Genomic DNA, 21,560 nt, shown 5'->3' with positions numbered 1-21,560 from the left:
GTGAAGATTGTTTCTATTGAACCTACTCCAAGTCCCAATACAATGAAAATTACACTTGATGAAGAACTTGCGGCTGGAAAGAGCAATAATTATAAAGTTGCGAATAAGGATCAAGCACCTAGCAATATCCGTTCCTTATTGGAAATCGAAGGTGTTAAAGGAGTCTATCATGTAGCCGACTTTTTAGCGATTGAACGTAATCCTAAGTTTGATTGGAAGCAAATTTTGGCTTCTGTTCGTCAAGTTTTTGGCGAAGGGGATTCTGATATGGATCAAGCTGCTGGTGGTCCAATGTCCCACTATGGTGAAATATCTGTACATATACAGATGTTTAAAGGCATACCTATGCAAATAAAATTGAATGATGGTGAACAGGAAGCTCGAGTTGGGTTGCCAGAATATTTCATTACAGCCGTTTCAGGTGCAAGGCTCCCAGAAGATAATGTGGTAATACTCCGTCAATGGAAAGACTACGGAGTTCGTTATGGGAATTTGGATGAGGTAGGAAATACTGTGGTTGAGGAAATTTCTGCGGCTTATCCAACTGAAAGATTGCAAGAATTAGTAAAGGTCGCTCTTGATTCTGACCAAAAACAACAAACTATTAAAAAGCGTGAAAAGATAAAACTATCCTCAGAAATATTAAATAATGAAGACTGGAAAATTCGTTATCAAGCTTTAGAGCAAATGGATGATCCAGAGTTAGAAGACCTTCCATTATTGGAAAAAGCTTTAGATGATGAAAAAGCATCAATTCGAAGATTGGCGACTGTATATCTTGGGATGATTAAAGATCCATCAGTACTGCAGGCACTTTATAAAGCCCTGAAGGATTCATCTGTTTCTGTACGTAGGACTGCAGGGGATTGCCTATCGGACCTTGGGTTTAAAGAGGCTATGAACGAAATGAGTCTTGCTTTAAAGGATAGTAGTAAGTTAGTACGTTGGCGAGCTGCGATGTTTCTATATGAAGAAGGCGATGAGTCAGTACTATCCGCTCTTAAAGAAGCTGAAAATGATCCGGAATTTGAAGTAGCGATGCAGGTTAAAATGGCTATCGAAAGAATTCAGACGGGTGAAGAAGCTAAAGGATCGATTTGGAAACAAATGACCGAACTTCGTGAAAATCAATAATGTTGAGGGACTCAAAGGCCTTTTTAGAGCTTTGGGTCTTTTTTTATTTGCGCGTGTCGAAAAATCGGTAAAAATGATATTTCGAAAGTAAAAATAACCCATTCGAATGTATTTTGTGAAAATTGAAAGTAAATCTTATGTTTTCGAAAGTAATTTTATATTTTCGAAAGTAAATGTAGCTGATTATTTATCAAAAATTACCAACACCACGTTTTAATAGCACTGAAATTTGAATTTGTGTAAAATTAATTAAATTTTGTGAAAATTATTGCAATTCCTTTAGAAAAACTCTATATTGGAATATAAAAATATGGAGGCGATCAGTTTATGGCTAAAGATCTAAGGTTACGAAGTAAGGTTATCAGTGAAGGAGAAACGAAGGCGCCTAATCGAGCCATGTTGCGAGCTGTAGGATTTACCGATGAGGATTTCAAAAAGCCTATGATTGGTGTTGCAAGTACGTGGAGCGAAGTGACGCCATGTAATATTCACATTGATGAACTGGCTCGCAAGGCAAAGCAGGGAGCTAAGGATGCTGGTGGCGCACCAATGATCTTTAATACAATCACCGTTTCAGATGGGATTTCTATGGGCACTGAAGGTATGCGCTATTCATTGCCGAGTCGCGATTTGATAGCTGATTCAATTGAAACCGTAGTTGGTGGGGAAAGCCTGGACGGTTTTGTGGCAATTGGGGGCTGTGATAAAAATATGCCAGGCTGCATGATGGCGATTGCAAGAATGAATTTACCTGCAGTTTTTGTCTATGGAGGAACGATTAAGCCTGGTAAATTACATAACCAAAATATTGATATCGTTTCAGCTTTTGAAGGGGTAGGAAAATACAATCAAGGTAGCATTGATAAAGAAGAGCTACATAAAATAGAGTGCCACGCTTGTCCAGGTTCAGGTTCATGCGGAGGAATGTATACTGCCAATACAATGGCAAGCGCAATTGAAGCATTAGGAATGAGTTTACCTGGTAGCTCATCCAATCCTGCTGAAACTGCAGAAAAACATGATGATTGCTATTTAGCAGGAAAAGCAGTCTACAATTTATTAGAAAAAGATATTTACCCACGTGATATTTTAACAAAAAAAGCATTTGAAAATGCCATTACAGTCGTAATGACCCTAGGTGGATCTACCAATGCAATCCTCCATTTAATGGCCATTGCACATTCTGCTGAAGTGGATTTATCTTTGGAGGATTTTGATCGTATCCAGAAAAAAGTACCTCATATCGCAGACTTAAAACCAAGCGGAAAATACGTAATGCAGGATTTGCATGAAGCTGGAGGAGTTTCTGCGGTAATGAAGCTTTTGCTAAAAGAAGGCTTATTAAATGGTGATTGCTTGACTGTTACAGGAAAAACGCTCGCAGAGAACCTTATGAATCAGCCGGATTTAGTTGAAGGGCAAAAAGTTATTTATCCAGTGAATGAGCCATTGAAAAAGCAGGGCCCATTGGTGGTATTAAAAGGAAATCTTGCGCCAGAAGGAGCGGTTGCAAAAGTTTCAGGCTTAAAAGTATCTTCCATGACAGGACCTGCCAAGGTATTTGATGATGAGCCAAGTGCAACAGAAGCAATACTTAATGGTGAAATCGAAGCAGGCGATGTTTTAGTAATCCGATATGAAGGGCCAAAAGGTGGGCCGGGTATGCCCGAAATGCTTTCCATATCAGGAATGCTTGTAGGAAAAGGATTGGGTGAATCGGTGGCATTGTTGACAGACGGACGCTTCTCTGGAGGGACTCATGGGCTTGTAATTGGACACATTGCACCGGAAGCTCAAGTTGGAGGACCCATTGCTTTTATCCAAAATGGTGATTTAATTACTGTCGATAGTGTAAGTCAATCTCTCACGGTCCATGTAACGGAGGAAGTTTTGGAAAAACGCAGGAAAAATTGGAGCGCCCCTCCGCTCTTGGCAAAGGGTACCCTTGCCAAATATGCTAGATTGGTAAGCAGTGCTTCTAAGGGAGCAGTGACCGATTTATTTGAAGAAGTAAATAGTAAAGAACCAATTAAGGCCCATTAATAAGTAAAGAGGTGTCAACAAGTTCCCTTATGATTAGGGTACCGGGCACCTCTTTTTTATTTAACTATGTTAAAACTATTGTTGATTTATCCACTTAGTTGATTGGAGTGGAAGGCGCTTGACTCCTTTCCTTCGTGCGGTGTTTATTCGAAGAAGTAAATTCAATGTCCTGCTGGAGCAGCGGGACAGGTGAGAACCCACAGGCGCATTTTGTCGAGGAGGCTTACCGCCCGCCCAGCGGAAACCGATTGCCTAGAACTGAACGCAACAGCTCCGTTTAACAGAGCCTTTTATTTAAGTATGAATTTATTGAAAGTGTCAAAGGGTATATAGTATGCTTACAATACTGAATAGAACTTGAATGGAGAGATATAAATGTCAATGGCATATGAAGATTATATGAGACAAATGGTTCAACCAATGAGGCAGGAATTAGTTCAAGCAGGATTCAAGGAGCTTTCAACCGCAGAACAAGTAGAAACATTCATGGAAAGTGCGGAAGGTATGACTTTGGTAGTTATAAACTCTGTTTGTGGATGTGCAGCAGGATTGGCAAGACCTGCGGCTACCCAAGCTGTTATTCGAGCTGAAAAGGAACCTGACCACCTTGTAACGGTTTTTGCTGGTCAAGATAAGGAAGCTACTGCAAAAATGCGTGAATATTTTACAGGTTTAGAGGCATCCTCTCCTTCAATGGCCATTTTGAAAGGAAAAAAAGTGGTTCATTTTATCCCTCGTCATGATATTGAAGGACATTCTATGGAAGAAATTATGAATAACCTTTTACAAGCATTTGAAAGCAATAAATAAATATGTCTTTTTTTAGAAACGGTGCTAGGAATGACCGTTTCTTTTTCATATTTTAATAAAACGAGGGATCACATGATCGTAACTACTGCAGGAAGAACGAATGAGGAATGGACGAATATTGCAAAGGTAGTCGCAAAGGATCTACAATGCAGTTTTCAAAAACGGAACAAACAATCAGTAAAAGCAATGATTGAACGTTTTCAAGATGACGTACTTGTGATTGGAAAGCAACGATTCGAATTATACAACAGGGACCATACTGAGCCTTTTTTCTTCCATCCGAATATGGCTGTTGTTCGAATTAAGCGACTAATGCAAGGGGAAGTGGATCCGATGCTTGATGCGATGGGTCTTTCATCGGGAATGTCCTTGTTAGATTGCACGATGGGGTTAGGTTCGGATTCTATCGTAGCAAGTTATATAGTTGGAAATGCTGGCCACGTGTCAGCTGTTGAAGCAAATCCTTTTATGGCCTACTTAGTAAATTGGGGACTAAAAACATGGGATTCAGAAGGTATTCAATTAGCAGATTCTATGAAAAGGATACGTGTAGTCGATGCAAACCATTACGATTTCTTAAAAGAGCAAGAGGATAACAGTTTTGATGTTGTTTATTTTGATCCTATGTTCAACGAAACAATCCAGGAATCTAAGGGAATTCGACCGTTAACCGGATGGGCTGAATTTATCGATCTAACACCGGAATCAATCCATGAAGCTTTAAGGGTTGCAAAGGTTAGGGTCGTACTGAAGGATCATTATCAAAGCCCTCGTTTTAAAAGGCATGGTTTTCAACAAATCATTCGAAAAACCGCCTTGTTCCATTATGGTTTTATTAATGTAAAAGAAAGCCATTGAATAAAAAAAAGAAGGAATTGATTTCCTTCTTAATCCGTGAATGACAGATATACAAAGTAAACTAGTAACAAAAAACCAATAATAACAAATATTGTTCCAAATTCCATGAACTCAGCCTCCAATTTAAATGTATTGGTAAATCAATGATATTCTAGTCTTAATTATTTTATTATTACCCAAGGCCGTTTTTTTGAAACCTTTTGCAGTTTTTCTTCGTAAAGTAATATGAATGCTTGTATAATAGAAAAAAGTGTAAGTTTTAAAAGGGAGTACATGGATATGAAATTCTCTAAGTGGATGAAAAAAAGTCTAATAATATTGATATCTGTTTTAACATTTGGCATGGTGACCCCATCCGAGCTTCACTGGTTGGAGGAAGCCTCTGCAGATAAAAACACCAATAAAAAGTCAGCAGAAGAATCAAAGAGTGTCCATGATGGTAATGATCATTCTTTTACTCGATACCATGGGGTTACGAAGGACCAATTTTTACTGACCATGATTGAAAAAGCTGAGAATACTTCCTACATAAAATTTGGAGAGAAAATCGCTCCAAAGATTCAAGATGAATTTAAAGAGGTGATCCTTCCTAAAATGGAAGAGGCTATCTCTGATGTAACTGCTAGTTATGACGCAGAGGATTTAACTGAATTGGCAATTTCAGAAAAGCCTGCAGGGGGAACAGGAGAAAAAATATTCCATATTTACAATATGAAATCTGGTGAAGACATAATACGTTTCCACGTAAGAAGGGAAAATCCTCCACAGCAAGGCCATTGGTTTAACTTCCATTATCACTTAAGGAAAGATGGCTATGTAAAACACCATGATCTAGGTAAAATCTATTGGGATAAAAATACACCTCCTAAATGGGGGACTGGCACACTTCATTAAAAAAAGCATCCGTTTCGGATGCTTCAGATTGTCGACAAAAGGTATCGAGAGAATGCTCTCTCGATACCTTTTGTCATTTTTGATATGTATTGTAGGAGAATAGGTTGATTGCCGCTCCAGGCGATTGCTTTCCAGGGGGCGTTCGCCCTGAGAGGAAATCAACTTCTCTTGTTCTTAGTTAACTTCTTTCAATGAAAAAGAAAATAACATCCGTTTCGGATGCTTAATTCTTTGATTAGGGAGGTATCTTTTTAGCATTCCTATATGGATTTAAAACCCATAATATTATTTTCTATTTTATAGTTTAAATATTTTATATAAAAAGGTGAATATCAGAAAAAATCCAAATGGGATGAGCAGGAAGTAAACCCATGTATGGTTAGAAATAAAAAGGATCACACCAAGTAAAACTGTAAACAAAAAGAGATCAAGAAAAATAAAAATTTCATTTCCCATTACATTCATTACTTGTTCGACCAGCTCTAAATCTTGTTCTTGGAGAGTTTTATAGATCCCTTTTCTCAAATCAATACACCTACCCATTATTGTGTTATAGATATGATATGTCCATCTTCTATTGTTGTTTAAGAATTCATCTAAAATTTTAATAGCGTGAATTTTAAGCATAAAATTGGAAGCAAGCAACACCATTAAAAATTCTAATCGTATGATATACTTTTTTTAATAGACTACGAGAATATAAATGTGTTAAACAACAAGAATTATACTTGAAGGTGAGATAGAATGGCTGAAACTAAAGTTGCTTCTTCAAGAAAGAAGATAAATAAATTTCAAGTTACGATGCTAATTCTATTTTGCATGGTAGCTTTCCTATTCTACACAACAATTTTTGCATCACATGACGGTAAAACATACCGATCCCTACCATTAAATCATGCGTTGAAAAAAGACGGAATATTCAAAGAGAAGCCTGCATTACAGAAACTATTTCTATTCCCAGAAGAATCATTCGATGCAAGTGAAGTAGAATGGATGGCTACAAGGATTAGTCATCTTCCACCAAATATGTTAAAACGTTTGAATGATCGTGAAATAAAAATAAAAGTATTCAACGGCTCACTGACTGAGCAAAAGGAAGCTACGCATCTTTCGGGAATCAAACCAAGAGGATATAAAAAATCTGGTGTTAAATGGGACCGTGTTCCTGGAATGGGAGGGAATAAAATTGTATTCGTGAAGATAGGAGCGAGTGAAATGGGTAAAGGCCACGGCTCTGTCAACCTGGAGCTTCACGAATTAGCCCATACGATTGATCGGTTAATTTATGATAATATTCGCTACAAAGAGGAATTCCTCCGGATTTGGAAAAAAGAAGCACCTCTCTTTTTCAACGGGCGTGATTATTTTATTAAATACCCTGAAGAGTACTTTGCAGAAGTGTTTTCGATGTATTACTTAAATGAAACTACGAACCAAGAATTAAAGAACGGTGCGCCTCTTACTTACAATTACATTAAAAACCTTAATTGATATTGTCGAGAAGTTAGTTTACGATATTCTAAGATAACGATTAAAGGTGTGAATATTTTGAGACAATATTTGGATTTATGTAAACACGTATTGGAGAATGGTGTACAAAAAAATGATCGTACTGGAACAGGAACCATTAGTACCTTCGGATATCAAATGAGGTTTGATCTTCAAAAGGGATTCCCTTTGCTGACAACTAAAAAATTAGCTTTGAAGGCTATTATTCATGAGCTTCTCTGGTTTTTAAACGGAGACACAAACATCCAATATTTAAAAGAAAATGGAGTGCGCATTTGGAACGAATGGGCAGATGAGAACGGAAATCTAGGCAAGATATATGGACATCAATGGCGGTCATGGGGAAAATCCAATGGAGAGACCATTGACCAAATTACAGATGTGATCCATTCAATCAAATATAATCCTGATTCTAGAAGAATGATCGTTAGCGCATGGAATGTTGGAGAATTAGATGAAATGGCATTGCCGCCATGTCATGCATTCTTCCAATTCTATGTAGCGGACGGCAAGTTATCATGCCAGTTATATCAACGTTCAGCAGATGTGTTCCTAGGCGTGCCTTTTAATATTGCATCCTATGCTCTTCTGACGATGATGATAGCTCAGGTTTGTGGACTAGAAGCTGGTGAATTCATTCATACGTTGGGAGATGTCCATATTTACAATAACCATGTAGATCAAGTAAATCTACAGTTAGAAAGAGAGCCATTTGGCTTGCCCGTGATGAAAATCAATCCTGAGGTAAAAGATATCTTTTCCTTTACCTTTGAAGATTTTAAGTTGGAAAACTATAACGCCCATCCCCATATTAAAGGAGAGGTCAGTGTATGATTTCGTTTATTCTAGCTATGGATGAAAATAGAGTCATTGGTAAGGATAATCAACTTCCTTGGCATTTACCTGCAGATTTGAAATACTTTAAAAAGGTCACTATGGGACATCCAGTTGTGATGGGAAGAAAGACTTATGAATCGATTGGTAGGTTATTACCGGGTCGTGAAAATATCATCCTAACAAGAGATCATGATTATTCCGTTGAGGGTGGGATTGTCTTTCATTCTGTTGAAGAATTCATGGATTATGCTAAAAAGGATCCAAATGAAGAATATTTTGTCATTGGTGGGGCCGAAATCTTTAACTTACTGATGGATAAGGTTGATATTTTATATATCACAGAAATACATGCTACATTTGAAGGGGATACTTTCTTCCCTGAAATAAAAGAGGATATTTGGACTCTGGTTTCATCAGAAAAAGGTGTAACGGACGAAAAAAATCTATATCCGCATACTTTCTTAGTCTATAAAAAATAAAAGTTAGATAATAAAGAACCAGGCCAAATATAGGTCTGGTTCTTTGTTCATTTAAAAATTTCCAGCTTCATATTGAGACAGTTTAATTTGAAGAAATAAATAATCTTCCTTCGTACAAAATTCATCTTCCTTCATATTTTGACGAATCCACGATATTAGTTCGGTAGCAGTATTAAAATATTCACCGCTCGAATCACTTTTGCGAATCATATACCTGCCATTATCTTCATCGATGGTAATTTCAATTGGCAATGCACAGTTTACTGAACACAATGAAATTTCCATTCAGCACCTCCAAACTCCTGATAGTAAATCATATTAATATGCTTAAGAAAAAAATACTTAGCATTTTACCTAAATTTTTTTTAATTTTTAGAAAAATAAATAGAATCACTGTATTAACGTGTTATAATGTACAAATTATAGAGGAAGGTGAGGGAGATTTTATGGGTCAGATGACTAATATAAAAAAAGGGGTACAAGTGGAAGATATTCTGATTGCTTATCAACAACTGAAGGAAATCGTTTCTCATACTCCTCTTCAGAAAAATGATGTATTATCAGAAAAATATCAATGTAATGTTTACATAAAACGTGAAGATTTACAGCATGTCCGTTCATTTAAGCTTAGAGGGGCATTCCATAAAATAAAGAGTTTATCAAATGAAGAATTGTCAAATGGGATTGTATGTGCGAGTGCAGGAAATCATGCACAAGGCGTAGCGTTTGCATGTAGACAGTTAGGAATTCAAGGGAAAATTTATATGCCTGCTACAACCCCAAGGCAGAAGGTGCATCAAGTTCAAATGTTCGGAAGAGGAATGGTGGATATTCATCTTGCTGGGGATACATTTGATGATTCGTTCGCTATGGCACTTGCTTGTTCGGAAGAAGAAAATCGGACATTCATTCATCCTTTTGATGATGAAAAGGTAATATCTGGCCAAGGGACTGTTGCTGTTGAAGTTTTGAATGATAGTGAAGAGCCGATAGATTTCCTGTTTGCAGGAATCGGTGGTGGAGGATTGATGGCAGGCCTCTCCACATATTTTAAAACGATTTCTCCAAATACAAAATGCGTAGGTGTAGAGCCACTCGGTGCTCCGTCCATGAAAACTTCAATGGAAGCTGATGAAGTGATCCCATTATCAGAAATCGAAAAATTCGTTGATGGTGCAGCGGTAAAATGTGTAGGACATCTTACATTTGAAATATGTAATAAATTATTGGACGATGTTATCGTTGTTCCAGAGGGTAAAGTGTGTACAACGATATTGGAGCTTTATAATGAGCATGCAATCGTAGCTGAACCTGCAGGTGCGCTTTCCATTGCTGCATTGGAAGTCTACAAGGAACAGATTAAAGGTAAAACGGTTGTTTGTGTCATTAGTGGTGGGAATAACGATATTGACCGTATGCAAGAAATAAAGGAACGATCATTGCTTTATGAGGGACTGTTGTATTATTTTATTGTTAATTTCCCTCAGCGTGCTGGTGCATTAAGAGAATTCCTGGACGAAGTTCTAGGTCCTACTGATGATATTACAAGGTTTGAATATACTAAAAAGAACAATAAAGAATCAGGACCTGCTTTAGTGGGGATTGAGCTGAAAAGTAAGGAGGATTACCAAGATCTGATCATTCGAATGAATAAGAAAGGCTTTCACTTTAAAGAAGTCAATAAAGATAGTAGTTTGTTTAATTTATTGATTTGACTGGCATTGAATGTGAAATTACGATACAATGTATTGGACTTAGACATTGCCTTTTTTGATAGGAAAATAAAATGTGAAATTTCCATGAACAATATCATAAAATGACGATTATTTTGTGGAAAAGTACTATTATGAAGGTAGTATTGTTTTAATACAACTTGAAGGGGATGTTCTCATGTTTTCAAACATCGGAGTACCTGGTCTGATTTTAATTCTTGTACTAGCATTAATCATATTTGGACCTAAAAAGTTGCCTGAAATCGGCCGTGCTTTTGGAGAGACACTTCGTGAATTCAAAAAATCGACTCGTGGATTAACGAGCGAAGTTATGGACGAACTTGAAGAAGATAAGACAAAAGTTACGAAATAAATAGACTATGGTGTAAGATGAAAGCGTCTTGCACCTTTTTATTGGATTTTATGTAATTCGTGCATCAAGTGATTAGATGCTCTTTACGGAAAGGCCTGAACAAAATGGAAGATAAAGAATTGAACCTAACCGACCATTTAGAGGAATTACGAAGACGACTCATCGTAACTGCTCTAGCATTTATCGCATTTTTTACCGTTGGATTCATATATGTTGAAGATATTTATCACTGGTTTGTAAAAGATCTTGATGTAAAGTTGATTGCTTTAGGACCTAGTGACATCATTTGGGTCTATTTTATGTTAGCATCTGTCATTGCAATAGCCGCAACGATTCCTATTATTGCTCTACAAATCTGGTTATTCGTTAGACCTGCTCTTAGGTCAAATGAAAGAAAAGTCACTCTTTCTTATATTCCAGCTTTATTCATCTTGTTTGTACTAGGACTAAGCTTTGGTTATTTTGTCATTTTCCCTACCGTTATGAATTTCTTAATGGGTTTAAGTGGGGAAATGATGGTAGCTAATTTTACTGCAGAGAAATATTTCCGGTTCATATTGAATATGACATTACCATTTGCGATTTTGTTTGAATTGCCAGTAGTAGTCATGTTTTTAACTTCAATCGGAATCATCAATCCGTATTTCCTGCAGCAAATACGAAAATATGCTTATTTCTTATTGGTAGTCATTTCGGTCATTATTACTCCACCAGATTTTGTATCTGATTTTCTAGTTACTATTCCACTATTATTACTATACGAAATAAGCATTACTCTCTCGAAGTTTGTTTATAGGCGTAGACTGAAAAAGTTAGCAGAAAATCCAGAAGAGTATGATTTGGAAGAATATCAATGAAATTTGAGCCATCCTTTTTTAAGGAGGGCTCTTTTTTATTAATTGGCTTTGATTAAACAATATTTTTTGTTGATATAATTGCAAAAAAGGAATTTTTTTTTAATAAACAGCACTTATTGTTGATTTATCCACAAAGTTGATTGGAGTGAAAGGCGCTCGACTCCTGCGGGAGCAGCGGGACAGGTGAAACCCCACAGGCGCAGTCTGCCGAGACGGCTCACCGTCGCCCTCGGAAAGCGAGTGTCTGGAACGGAAATCAACATTCCCGTTTAACAGAGCCTAATAATTAAAAATTTTTTATAAAAATGAGCACATTTTGACATGTTCCGACTTTACTCTGGTGTATAATATAAACAAACGGTGGAAAAAGAGGATTGATATCTTGCTATTTAAAAGCCTAGAGTTCAAAAACGAAGTTGGACAGAAGGTTAAAGTCATTGATATTCCTGTATTGGAGGAAGATAGTACATTTCGATTTATGATTGCATCAAGATTGGAATTGTTCATTCGATCCGTTTATCTAGACAAAGGTAAAGCAAGAGTACACTCATTTAAAGAATATTTGCGAAGAACCATGAAGTGGCCTCATTATGAAAAGCTATTTCAAGAAACCGAGCTGAAAAATAATGCTTAAAGAAAAACACCCCAAAAGGGGTGTTTTTCTTTGATTTTAGCCTTTTGGCATTGGTGTAGGAGTAGGTTTTGCAAAACCTTCTTTATACTTTTCATCAATATAATTACGGATCGCTTTAACAGATTTTCCATTCTTTAATTGTAAAATTGATTCAACAGCAGTCTCTAAGCAAACACCACATCGTGTTCCATGGTCGTCCCAGACCACTTTTCCATCCTTTTTATTTTCATGAATGAAGCAATCATAATTATCCCTATGACCTGCGGAATCACCACATCCACAATAGCATGGGATCTGTTCTAGTAGGTCCTTATTGTTTGCAGCTGCTAAATAAATGGTTTTCATATCTTCAGGCTTTCCGTTTAGGAATTGCGGTGCAACACCCATTGAAGCTGTGGTTTCCTGTAGATCACCATTTTCTGCGTGGGTAGTATGCTTATGTTCTTCACCCACGTGATTTGGTTTGTCTTTAGTCGCCTCAGGGGTTGATTGGCTACATCCTGCTATTAAAATCAAAATTACTATCGAGCAAAATATTAGGTATATAATCTTTCTCATGGAATCACCTACTAAGTCAAAGTCTTGTCCATTTTATCATAACGCCTGTTAGTTTCCCATTTGAATTGTCCATACAACTAGAATGTTAAAAAATAGACACAAATACTTAAATTTCCATTATTTTCATATTGTTTGTTAAATAACAATATATTTATATGGGGGTGTGATATGGGTAGAAAAGTATTATTCTTTGGTGATTTTGGAATTGATGATATTATCGCACTATTATACGCATTATACTGCCCAAATATAGAAGTCATTGGAATCGTGGCTGACTATGGGAACGTGTCAAAAGATGATGCGATTCGTAATGTTAACTATTTAATTCAAGCGACTAAGATAAAGGATTTAAAAGTGATTGGTGGAGCCGGTAGAGCTCTTACTGGCTATGAGCCCATATTTTATCCTACAATTCATGGGCAAGAGGGATTGGGCCCATATAAACCTGAAGACAATAATTTTGATCATAACTTTGAAAATTTCTATGACATTATTAATATTATAGAAAAATATCCAGATCTCGTCCTTGTAAATGTGGGACGTTTGACATCCTTAGCAACCGCATTTATTCTTTTTCCAGAAGTGATGAAAAAAGTAGCCGATATTTATGTGATGGGAGGCGCCTTTAACTACCCAGGCAATGTTACCCCAGTTGCTGAGGCGAATTTCCATGGAGACCCATTTGCTGCGAATTTGGTGCTTACTCTATCTACTAAACCAATCAAAATTATCCCCTTAAATATCACCCAGAAAGCGGTCATTCCACCACATATTATTGATATGCTAGACAAAGAATTCAAGAATAAAGGCGATAAAGTAGGACAGATGATAAAGCCTATGTATGACTTTTATTATTCTTCTTATAAGGATATGATACCGTCCATTGGAGGAGCTCCTCTTCATGACCTTGTTGTTATGTGGGCAGGAGTCGATACTCAAGAAATTAAGTACAAGCAAGTTCCTGTATCGATTGTTACACAAACTGGCTTAGCCTTTGGACAAAGTATTGGTGATTTCAGGGAAACAAAAGAAAAAATTAATAGTCCTTCACACTATGTTGGTATGGATTTTTCATATTGGAAATTTGTGAATTCTTTTGTTCAAACCTTTTTGACGGGAAAGTGCTGACCTTTACTTTGGGGGGATGGATTCATGTTGGATTTTTTTCAGTAAATTTGTCTAGTTTGTGAAGTCTTATCAGATTTCTTTTAATAAAAAGCTGAGTTTGTTAAGATGAGATAGTAAAACATTTTTATTAGGGAAGTTTGAGGATGATTCGATTATGAAAAAAATGATAGCAATGATATCCATGTTATTAGTTTTGGTTTTAATTGTTGGTTGTACCCCAAAGGGAGTTCCGAATGCGAAAAATTGGCAAATAAATGATTTTACATATACAAACCAAGAAAATGAACAGGTTGGATTAGAAGATCTAAAAGGTAAGGTATGGATTGCAGATTTTGTTTTTACAAACTGTACTTCTGTTTGTCCGCCTATGACTGCGAATATGTCCAAGTTGCAGCAAAAGTTAAAAGATGAAGGGATCAAGGATGTCGAACTCGTTTCTTTTAGCATTGATCCAGCAACTGACACTCCTGAAATACTTAAGGACTATGGAAGTAAATACAATGCTGATTTTTCAAACTGGCATTTCCTGACTGGGTATTCTCAAGCGGAAATAGAAAAATTTGCCCAAAAGGATTTTAAAGCATTTGTGAAAAAACCCGAATCAGATGATCAGGTCATTCATGGAACGGATTTTTATTTAGTCGATCAAGAGGGTAAAATTATTCAATACTATACAGGCCTAGCGGATATCCCTATGGACGAAATTGTAAAACATATAAAGATTTTACAAAACTACTAACAGACGTGATTTCCGTCTGTTTTCTTTTTTTTATGTATAATGTAATGATAAGCTAATGAATAAAGTATGAATTAAATAACCTATCGTTATAGGAAATTAAAGAGATGGTAGGTGTGAATAATGAGGATAATATTAATTTTTATAGGGTCCATTTTTTTGCTTTCAGGTTGCTCCTTAATTCAACCGCCAAGCAAAATAACTACTTTTCACGTCAAGAAAGAAACTAAGCTTACGGTGAAAAATGATATTCCTTCCGATTTTATTCCTTTTGATGTACATATCGTTTCATTAGGAGATTCTCTAACCAAAGGTGTTGGAAATAGTAAAAAAACCGGAGGGTACCAATCCTACTTAATAGATTTATTAAAGAAAGAAAAGCAATTAAGGGATGTTTCAGTTTCAAATTATGGTGTAAGGGGTAATCGTTCTGATCAATTATTAAAAAGACTAAACGATGAAAAAATACAAGATGATGTAAAAAATGCCGATAGCATAATCATTACAATAGGTGGAAATGATGTAATGAAAGTTGTCAGGGAGCATTATTTGAATTTGAAATTAAAATATTTTGATGAACAAAAGGAAGTTTACGAAAAACAACTAATCGAAATACTGAATAAAATTCGCTATTTAAATCCTCAAGCAGATATTTATATTGTAGGTTTATACAATCCTTTTTCAAAATGGATGGTAACATTGAAGGAACTGGATTTTATCATGAAGGATTGGAATGCGTCCACTCAATTAATTGCATCCAATTATAATGATGTTTATTATGTTGAAATACAGGATATATTCAATAACTCAAATGAAAACTTGCTATTTGAGGAGGATTACTTCCATCCGAATGATCGGGGTTATGAATTGATGGCAGAAAGAATTTACTTTAAATTTAGAAAAGAAACCGTAAAAAACTATGCTAAAGAATACAATTCCCTTCAATAGTAATAAAGGAGTGACAACATAAGATTGAAACGTATTACGAACAAGTGGAAAACGGCTTTTTACCTTCTATTAGGAATCAATGCTTTATTGTTGATCTTTCTTCTTACGTATGCATTAATGCCTGTTAAGGACCAAGTTATTGAAGAATACGGAAAAGATAATCCGAACGTAAAATTTGAAGTGAGCACAAATAAAAGAGATTTAACAACTTTAATAAATTCCTATTTAAAAAAAGAAGGTTTGACAGGTCCCATTAATTATCATATTTTTCTCAAGGAAGATGTGGAGTTTTACGGTTCCTTGCCGGCATTCGGAAAAGAAATTCAATTGAAAATGACGTTTGAACCTGAATCGTTGGATAATGGTGATTTAATTCTGAAGCAAAAGACGATGGAGCTAGGTCAAGTAAGTCTTCCAGTTGGCTATATTATGAATTTCATTCAAAAAAAATATAAAACCCCACCTTGGGTTACGATAGATCCGAAAGATGAACAAATTTATGTCGCACTTCAAAAAATAAAATTAAAAAGTGATGCAAAGGTGAAAGTAAAAGAATTTGATCTGAATGAAGATCGTATTACCTTTGATCTTTTAATTCCAACAAAATAGCAAAAGACCCGGAGAAACATTTTATCCGGGTCTTTAATTATTATGGGGACAAAATGATGGCTTCTAGTCCTGGGGTACCATTTGCCAATCCAATGGCATATATCGTATAAGCAGTACCTGGTTGAAAAGAAACTCCGGGTATTGATAATACTACATTGTTAGTTCCGGCAACTCTTGCCTCAAGATCGACTTTCATTGGGGTTATCCCTAGATAGTCCGTAACTTTCCTATAAGTAACATTAGGAAAAACTACATCACCACCTTTTACAGCAATATCTACGCCAGGGGCATCAGGAGATAAATGGGCAAAGCGTACTTTTGACTCGCCTGTTGGAGTAATTGGTGAATCTTCAATCGTTTGCAAAGTCAGATTTTTAGTGGCTACAGATCCAATCGCAGCCAAAGTATAGCTCTTTCCTGCTTCTACTGTAATTCGTCTGCTAATGATTGTATTGACAGAATCTCCAGTTGGGTAAACATCGATATGATAACTACCTTGAGGTAACGGTAAGTAATCAGTCATTTTTTTATAGGGAAAATCCTTTAATATTTTTGTCCCATTTACAAAAACATCTACATTAGGCCCATCGGGTACTGCATGAAGCGCTCGTATTCTTGCTTCCATGCCATTCCTTTGGTTTACACGTCTGTACTGGTAGATTTCAGCTGCCTTTTGAAGGTTTTTTATGTGTTTTTGATAATATTCCATATGAAGCTCAGGATTTGAAGATTTATAATAATCTGCTAGCATTCCATACATTGAGGCCTTTTCAAAGTATTCCTCAGGTTTTCTGCTGGTCATGAAATTGTCACCCTTCCATAAAGTCATTTCGTATTATGAATATGCTTAATGACTTGGGCATGTGTCATGTTCGTGTAATTAAACTGTTCAAGCACTATTGTTTACCGATTGATTGATCAAGGGTAAAATGCTTGCAAAGGGTAAACTAACAAAATCGACCATATGGATAGTTAGGAGGAAACCAAATGACAGAGTTAAAAAAGGCAACATTCGCAGGAGGTTGTTTTTGGTGCATGGTAAAACCCTTTGATACTCAACCAGGGATTCATTCAGTTCTATCAGGATATACAGGCGGAACAAAGGAAAACCCTACATACCAAGAGGTTTGCAAGGAAGACACTGGACATTATGAAGCCGTTCAGATTTCATACGATCCCAAAGTATACCCTTATGAAAAGCTGTTAGAAATATTTTGGAGCCAAATCGACCCTACTGATAGTGGGGGACAATTTTATGATCGTGGCCATTCCTATAAAACAGCCATCTTTTATCATGATCAAGAACAGAAAGAGAAAGCCATAGAGTCAAAGAAAATACTTCAAGAAAGCGGTCGTTTTTCAAAGCCCATTGTGACAGAAATCCTTCCTGCTTCTGTTTTCTATGATGCAGAAGAATATCATCAGCACTATTACAAGAAAAATCCTGCCCATTACCAGTCATACCACCGTGGTTCTGGCAGAGAAGCTTTTATACAAAAACATTGGGGGGATAATAATGAATAATGAGGATTTAAAGAAAAAACTAACTCCAATTCAATATGAGGTGACCCAAAATAATGGGACAGAGCCGCCCTTTAGAAATGAATTTTGGAACCATCAAGAAGATGGAATATATGTAGATATAGTATCTGGAAAACCATTGTTTTCTTCTAAAGATAAATATGATGCAGGGTGTGGATGGCCTAGCTTTACAAAGCCAATTGAAGACATTGAAGTAATTGAAAAGGCCGATTTTTCTCATGGTATGAGAAGAGTCGAAGTCAGAAGCAAGTCTGCAGATTCACATTTAGGTCATGTTTTTACAGATGGACCTGGTCCAAACGGCTTGCGTTATTGCATTAATTCTGCAGCTTTAAGGTTTATCCCAGTTTATAAACTTGAAGAAGAAGGATATGGGGAATATAATAGACTTTTCTCGTAAAATGCAATAAGCAACTGAGTAAGAACTAGAGAGGATGCCTAATATGTTTAAAAAATTATTTGGTAAAAAAACTGAGCAAGCGCCAGATGTTTTGGTTTCACCTGCAACAGGAAGAGTCATTCCACTTGAAGAAGTTCCTGACCCAGTTTTCGCTGAAAAAATGATGGGAGACGGACTTGCGATCGAACCGACTGAAGGAGTGATTGTAGCTCCAATTGACGGTAAAGTCTTGCAAGTGTTCCCTACAAAGCATGCTATAGGATTAAAAACGGATGCAGGAACTGAAATCCTAATCCATATTGGCTTGGAAACTGTTGGTATGAAAGGGGAAGGCTTTGAAGCTCACGTAAAAGAAGGGGATTTAGTGAAAAAAGGAGACACACTAGTAATCTTTGATCTTAACCTTGTCCGTGAAAAGGCAAAGAGTCTTATCACTCCAATCATCATCACTAACACAGCAGAAATGAAGTCCTTTAAAAAAGCTTCGACAACTGAATTGACAAAAGGGGAAACAACTTTCATTACCGTTACTCCAAATAGATAATAACAAAGGTGCTCAAAATGAGCACCTTTTTCGTTATTTTGAAGTCATTCCGCCGGATAACACAAATTTCATTGCGTCTTCTGCTTTCACATCAATTACCGTCACTTGATCTTTTCGAACTAAAAAAGTAAACCCTGCCACTTGAAACGTTTGTGGAATGTACACGGCAACATATTCTTTATACTCATCATAAAAATCTCCAACATTCTCACTTGTTATGAATCCGACACTGGTTAGGTGAGAATTCGGTTGCTTGATCAGCACCACTTTTGAAAAGGATTTCTTTTCTCCAAGAAACGAATGGACTGTATCTTTTATGACAGAATAAATCGTCTTTACAATGGGGATATTGCTTAATAGTCTATCTATTAAACGGAACAAGCTCCCCATAATGAATTGTGTTGAGAGCCAACCAATCAGGGTGATACAAAGGATTGTCAGTATAATGCCTATACCAGGGACATAATCATCCTTCATGTAACTTCTTAAATAGTTGCCAAGAAGCCCATCAAAAAAAACGAACATTTTATATACCACATATACGACTGCTGCTATAGGAACAATCAATAAGATTCCGTTAATAAAATTCTTCAATACGCGTTTCATTATACACCTCATTGTGTTTCATCAATATTTTTTCGAAGGATGATGGAGGACAATCGAATGACTGATTCATTAGAGATATTCCGTTCACTTTTCTCTCCGGTTACCTCGAAACGAACAGTGTGTAAATCATTTGATAAACCGTTAGAAATATACAAATATCGCTCTCTTTCAAAAGGCCACCAAGTGCTCAATGAAGTATAATACTCCCCATCAATAATCACATTAACTACTCCTCCATCTGGACTCCTTAACAATTTGAGCCCTAAAACCGATCCATAAAACGAAAATTCCACATAACTTCCTTTTTTACTGCTTACTAAATAATTGTTCTGTAATTCGAAGCCCTGTTGCTCAGTAAAATCCGCCAATACATCAAAGCTCATATCAGTATTTTGAAATAGGGGTACAGTTAATGAAGCGGGTCTTTTATCATCATCTATATTCTTTTTCAATTTGTTCATGATTTCATCAGCATATAGGGAGTATCCCAAGCCATTTGGGTGGATAAGATCCGTTGTCACTTTGGATATTGGAAGACCGCTTTTTTGGAAAGGAATTCTCATATCAATGTTAGTAGCATTGTAATGATTCGAAATCTCTTCAATTACATCAGCGAATTCTGGATTTGAAAGACAACTTTCAGTAAAAGTAAAAATTTCAGCCCCTGGGAAAATGGAAAGGCTTCGCCTGATTAAAGATTCATATAAAAGACTAAAATCATGAGCCTTCATATATTTCCGGTCATTTTCACCAAAAACAATAAATATAGCATCAACCGTTGAATCAATGGGTTGACTATCCATTTTGTATAAACCTTCAAAACTAGTAGCTCCACTTTGTACAATGAATTTGCCGGATGCATCCGATCCATATTTCTTTTTCCACTGTCTTTCAAGCTGTCGATACCACTTCAAACTTGACTTCTCAGCTCCAGAACCTCTTCCAATGCTATCACCAATTATAACGTAACGGATAGGCATTCCTTTATTTAATTTATCATAAAAAGAAAGAGAATCATTCACATCAGGAAATTGACTACTCTTCAAAAAAGTAAATGTCAACAAGCATGAAATGACCCCAGCAGCAAATTTTCGTATGTTTTTCATGCAAATCCCACCAAATATTATTAAGAATAAGTTATTCTAATCAGCTTAATGAATTAATCGATTTTAATCAATAATTTTGCCAATATAGAAATATATTTTTTTAACTTTTGAAAAAAATGGGCGAATGCACATGCAGACAAACACCCTGTTTACATATGTTATGAGTGTAGTGAACATACAGAAATTATGAGGAGTGAAAAAATATGTATTATGGCGGATATGATCAATGTTGTTACCCAGGTTATGGTTTTGGTGGCGTAGGCGGTTGCGGTTGGGGTGGCGGAAGCTTCGCTTTAATCGTAGTATTATTTATCCTATTGATTATTATTGGTGCTTCATTTGTAAACCATTGCTAAAAAATAATGAAACCGGCCTCGATGGCCGGTTATTTTTTTGGGGGGACCTCTAGAGGTTTTATGAATCACAATCAAACTTTTGGTGTGCTCTGAGTCGTGGACAGTACCAATTTATCCATTACTTTTAAACTGGTTGGTGAACATATGTCCGGAACATCTCAATTTATCCATCACTCCACCCAAAATTTCATTCACTGTGACCCCGTTTTCCTACACTTACACAGGTTTTACCCTTCACTTTTCAAAATATATCCTTCACTTTTTGTAAAAATCTAATTTATTTCCACTTTTCGGACCAGTTATCAATCAAAAAAGGGTCATATTCATCCTTTATTGGGTTTATCCATCAAATGTCTGATTTATCCTTCACTTACAAACTGGTGGGTGAGCTCTAGGTCCTGGACAAAACCATTTTATCCATCACTTCACCCCATATTTAATTCACTGGGACCCCGTTTTCCTACACTTACACAGGTTTTACCCTTCACTTTTCAAAATATATCCTTCACTTTTTGTAAAAATCTAATATATTTCCACTTTTGGGACCAGTTATCAATCAAAAAAGGGACTTATTCATCCTTTATTCGGTTTATCCATCAAATGTCCGATTTACCCTTCACTTACAAACTGGTGTGCCTGGACAAAACCATTTTATCCATCACTTCACTTCATATATCCTTCACTAGACCTCCGTTATACTACACTTTCACAGGTTTTACCCATCACTTTTCAAAAAATATCCTTCACTTTTTGTCAAAATCTAATATATTTCCACTTTTTGAAACCAGTTATCAATCAAAACAGGGGCATATCCATCCATTTTTCGGTTTATCGGTCAAACTTCCGATTTATCCTACACTTTCAAAACAGGTGAGTGAGCTCTAGGT

The 21,560-nt window shown here is 36.3% G+C and carries 25 protein-coding genes; 20 read left to right on the top strand and 5 right to left on the bottom strand.

Translation table 11 applies throughout. The features are described 5' to 3' along the window. The 8 genes from G3O09_RS07705 to G3O09_RS07670 all read left to right on the top strand — a co-directional run bounded on the left by G3O09_RS07705 (nucleotide 1) and on the right by G3O09_RS07670 (nucleotide 8,564). Nucleotides 1-1,134, top strand: coding sequence for a conserved virulence factor C family protein (locus G3O09_RS07705; RefSeq protein ID WP_163100922.1), 1,134 nt, complete (start codon nucleotides 1-3; stop codon nucleotides 1,132-1,134). Nucleotides 1,135-1,461: 327 nt separating this feature from the next. After that, entirely contained in the window at nucleotides 1,462-3,177 is a 1,716-nt protein-coding gene (gene ilvD, locus G3O09_RS07700; RefSeq protein WP_163100921.1) for a dihydroxy-acid dehydratase, read from the top strand. 375 nt (nucleotides 3,178-3,552) lie between these two features. After that, the gene (locus tag G3O09_RS07695) at nucleotides 3,553-3,987 is read left to right on the top strand and encodes a BrxA/BrxB family bacilliredoxin (RefSeq protein ID WP_163100920.1); all 435 of its coding nucleotides are present in this window, start codon (nucleotides 3,553-3,555) and stop codon (nucleotides 3,985-3,987) included. A gap of 72 nt (nucleotides 3,988-4,059) precedes the next feature. Then, nucleotides 4,060-4,845: a class I SAM-dependent methyltransferase gene (locus G3O09_RS07690; RefSeq protein ID WP_163100919.1), complete on the top strand. Its 786-nt coding sequence runs from the start codon at nucleotides 4,060-4,062 to the stop codon at nucleotides 4,843-4,845. 279 nt (nucleotides 4,846-5,124) lie between these two features. Beyond that, entirely contained in the window at nucleotides 5,125-5,739 is a 615-nt protein-coding gene (locus G3O09_RS07685; protein WP_163100918.1) for a YpjP family protein, read from the top strand. A 744-nt stretch (nucleotides 5,740-6,483) separates the two neighbouring features. Continuing rightward, nucleotides 6,484-7,230, top strand: a complete 747-nt coding sequence (locus tag G3O09_RS07680; protein ID WP_240338375.1) for an anthrax toxin lethal factor-related metalloendopeptidase — start codon at nucleotides 6,484-6,486, stop codon at nucleotides 7,228-7,230. Between the two features lie 57 nt (nucleotides 7,231-7,287). Next, the gene (locus tag G3O09_RS07675) at nucleotides 7,288-8,082 is read left to right on the top strand and encodes a thymidylate synthase (RefSeq protein WP_163100917.1); all 795 of its coding nucleotides are present in this window, start codon (nucleotides 7,288-7,290) and stop codon (nucleotides 8,080-8,082) included. Continuing rightward, nucleotides 8,079-8,564 (top strand): dihydrofolate reductase, encoded by a 486-nt coding sequence (locus G3O09_RS07670; protein ID WP_163100916.1) that lies wholly within the window; start codon nucleotides 8,079-8,081, stop codon nucleotides 8,562-8,564. Before G3O09_RS07675 ends, G3O09_RS07670 begins: the two co-directional genes overlap by 4 nt. A 51-nt stretch (nucleotides 8,565-8,615) precedes the next feature. Here G3O09_RS07670 and G3O09_RS07665 read toward each other — a convergent pair whose 3' ends face one another. Next, nucleotides 8,616-8,849 carry a hypothetical protein gene (locus G3O09_RS07665; protein WP_163100915.1) on the bottom strand — a complete coding sequence of 78 codons (234 nt, stop codon included), beginning with the start codon at nucleotides 8,847-8,849 and terminating at the stop codon, nucleotides 8,616-8,618. 161 nt (nucleotides 8,850-9,010) lie between these two features. Here G3O09_RS07665 and ilvA point away from each other — a divergent pair, with 161 nt between their 5' ends. The 4 genes from ilvA to G3O09_RS07645 all read left to right on the top strand — a co-directional run bounded on the left by ilvA (nucleotide 9,011) and on the right by G3O09_RS07645 (nucleotide 12,140). Then, the gene (gene ilvA, locus G3O09_RS07660; protein WP_163100914.1) at nucleotides 9,011-10,279 is read left to right on the top strand and encodes a threonine ammonia-lyase IlvA; all 1,269 of its coding nucleotides are present in this window, start codon (nucleotides 9,011-9,013) and stop codon (nucleotides 10,277-10,279) included. Nucleotides 10,280-10,454: 175 nt separating this feature from the next. Next, on the top strand, nucleotides 10,455-10,649 hold the full coding sequence (locus G3O09_RS07655; RefSeq protein ID WP_163100913.1) for a twin-arginine translocase TatA/TatE family subunit: 195 nt from the start codon (nucleotides 10,455-10,457) through the stop codon (nucleotides 10,647-10,649). Nucleotides 10,650-10,753: 104 nt separating this feature from the next. Beyond that, on the top strand, nucleotides 10,754-11,506 hold the full coding sequence (gene tatC, locus G3O09_RS07650) for a twin-arginine translocase subunit TatC (RefSeq protein WP_163100912.1): 753 nt from the start codon (nucleotides 10,754-10,756) through the stop codon (nucleotides 11,504-11,506). A gap of 382 nt (nucleotides 11,507-11,888) precedes the next feature. Continuing rightward, a complete protein-coding gene (locus G3O09_RS07645; RefSeq protein ID WP_163100911.1) occupies nucleotides 11,889-12,140 on the top strand; it encodes a DUF2535 family protein in 252 nt (83 codons plus the stop codon). Between the two features lie 36 nt (nucleotides 12,141-12,176). On the opposite strand, the gene G3O09_RS07640 is transcribed toward G3O09_RS07645, so the two are convergent. After that, nucleotides 12,177-12,698: a PCYCGC motif-containing (lipo)protein gene (locus G3O09_RS07640; RefSeq protein WP_163100910.1), complete on the bottom strand. Its 522-nt coding sequence runs from the start codon at nucleotides 12,696-12,698 to the stop codon at nucleotides 12,177-12,179. A gap of 168 nt (nucleotides 12,699-12,866) precedes the next feature. Here G3O09_RS07640 and G3O09_RS07635 point away from each other — a divergent pair, with 168 nt between their 5' ends. The 4 genes from G3O09_RS07635 (at nucleotide 12,867) to G3O09_RS07620 (ending at nucleotide 16,119) form a co-directional block, all read left to right on the top strand. Then, nucleotides 12,867-13,826: a nucleoside hydrolase gene (locus G3O09_RS07635; protein WP_163100909.1), complete on the top strand. Its 960-nt coding sequence runs from the start codon at nucleotides 12,867-12,869 to the stop codon at nucleotides 13,824-13,826. 154 nt (nucleotides 13,827-13,980) lie between these two features. Next, on the top strand, nucleotides 13,981-14,565 hold the full coding sequence (locus tag G3O09_RS07630) for an SCO family protein (protein WP_163100908.1): 585 nt from the start codon (nucleotides 13,981-13,983) through the stop codon (nucleotides 14,563-14,565). Between the two features lie 120 nt (nucleotides 14,566-14,685). Next, nucleotides 14,686-15,510, top strand: coding sequence for an SGNH/GDSL hydrolase family protein (locus G3O09_RS07625; protein ID WP_163100907.1), 825 nt, complete (start codon nucleotides 14,686-14,688; stop codon nucleotides 15,508-15,510). Between the two features lie 24 nt (nucleotides 15,511-15,534). Next, the gene (locus G3O09_RS07620) at nucleotides 15,535-16,119 is read left to right on the top strand and encodes a YpmS family protein (RefSeq protein ID WP_240338374.1); all 585 of its coding nucleotides are present in this window, start codon (nucleotides 15,535-15,537) and stop codon (nucleotides 16,117-16,119) included. Between the two features lie 40 nt (nucleotides 16,120-16,159). Here the strand turns inward: G3O09_RS07620 and G3O09_RS07615 are convergent, their stop codons facing one another. Further along, nucleotides 16,160-16,921 carry a DUF4397 domain-containing protein gene (locus G3O09_RS07615; protein WP_163100906.1) on the bottom strand — a complete coding sequence of 254 codons (762 nt, stop codon included), beginning with the start codon at nucleotides 16,919-16,921 and terminating at the stop codon, nucleotides 16,160-16,162. A 185-nt stretch (nucleotides 16,922-17,106) separates the two neighbouring features. Here G3O09_RS07615 and msrA point away from each other — a divergent pair, with 185 nt between their 5' ends. Genes msrA through G3O09_RS07600 form a run of 3 tightly spaced genes read left to right on the top strand, consistent with a single transcriptional unit; the run spans nucleotide 17,107 to nucleotide 18,605 of the window. Then, a complete protein-coding gene (gene msrA, locus G3O09_RS07610) occupies nucleotides 17,107-17,643 on the top strand; it encodes a peptide-methionine (S)-S-oxide reductase MsrA (protein ID WP_163100905.1) in 537 nt (178 codons plus the stop codon). Then, nucleotides 17,636-18,061 carry a peptide-methionine (R)-S-oxide reductase MsrB gene (gene msrB, locus G3O09_RS07605; RefSeq protein ID WP_205439633.1) on the top strand — a complete coding sequence of 142 codons (426 nt, stop codon included), beginning with the start codon at nucleotides 17,636-17,638 and terminating at the stop codon, nucleotides 18,059-18,061. Before msrA ends, msrB begins: the two co-directional genes overlap by 8 nt. A 43-nt stretch (nucleotides 18,062-18,104) precedes the next feature. Beyond that, nucleotides 18,105-18,605: a PTS sugar transporter subunit IIA gene (locus G3O09_RS07600; protein WP_163100904.1), complete on the top strand. Its 501-nt coding sequence runs from the start codon at nucleotides 18,105-18,107 to the stop codon at nucleotides 18,603-18,605. Nucleotides 18,606-18,638: 33 nt separating this feature from the next. Here G3O09_RS07600 and G3O09_RS07595 read toward each other — a convergent pair whose 3' ends face one another. Next, complete coding sequence (locus G3O09_RS07595) at nucleotides 18,639-19,211, bottom strand: DUF502 domain-containing protein (RefSeq protein ID WP_163100903.1); 573 nt, start codon at nucleotides 19,209-19,211, stop codon at nucleotides 18,639-18,641. Nucleotides 19,212-19,219: 8 nt separating this feature from the next. Further along, nucleotides 19,220-20,317 carry an SGNH/GDSL hydrolase family protein gene (locus G3O09_RS07590; protein WP_163100902.1) on the bottom strand — a complete coding sequence of 366 codons (1,098 nt, stop codon included), beginning with the start codon at nucleotides 20,315-20,317 and terminating at the stop codon, nucleotides 19,220-19,222. A 203-nt stretch (nucleotides 20,318-20,520) separates the two neighbouring features. Between G3O09_RS07590 and G3O09_RS07585 the strand changes: the two genes are divergently transcribed. Next, a complete protein-coding gene (locus tag G3O09_RS07585; RefSeq protein ID WP_163100901.1) occupies nucleotides 20,521-20,673 on the top strand; it encodes a YjcZ family sporulation protein in 153 nt (50 codons plus the stop codon). The last annotated feature ends 887 nt before the right edge of the window (nucleotides 20,674-21,560 follow it).

Origin of the sequence: Peribacillus alkalitolerans, assembly GCF_010882125.1 — a bacterium.
GTDB classification, from domain to species: Bacteria; Bacillota; Bacilli; order Bacillales; family DSM-1321; genus Bacillus_BN; species Bacillus_BN alkalitolerans.
Note: the sequence above shows the minus strand (reverse complement) of the source record. Positions and strands in the feature narration are given on the sequence as shown.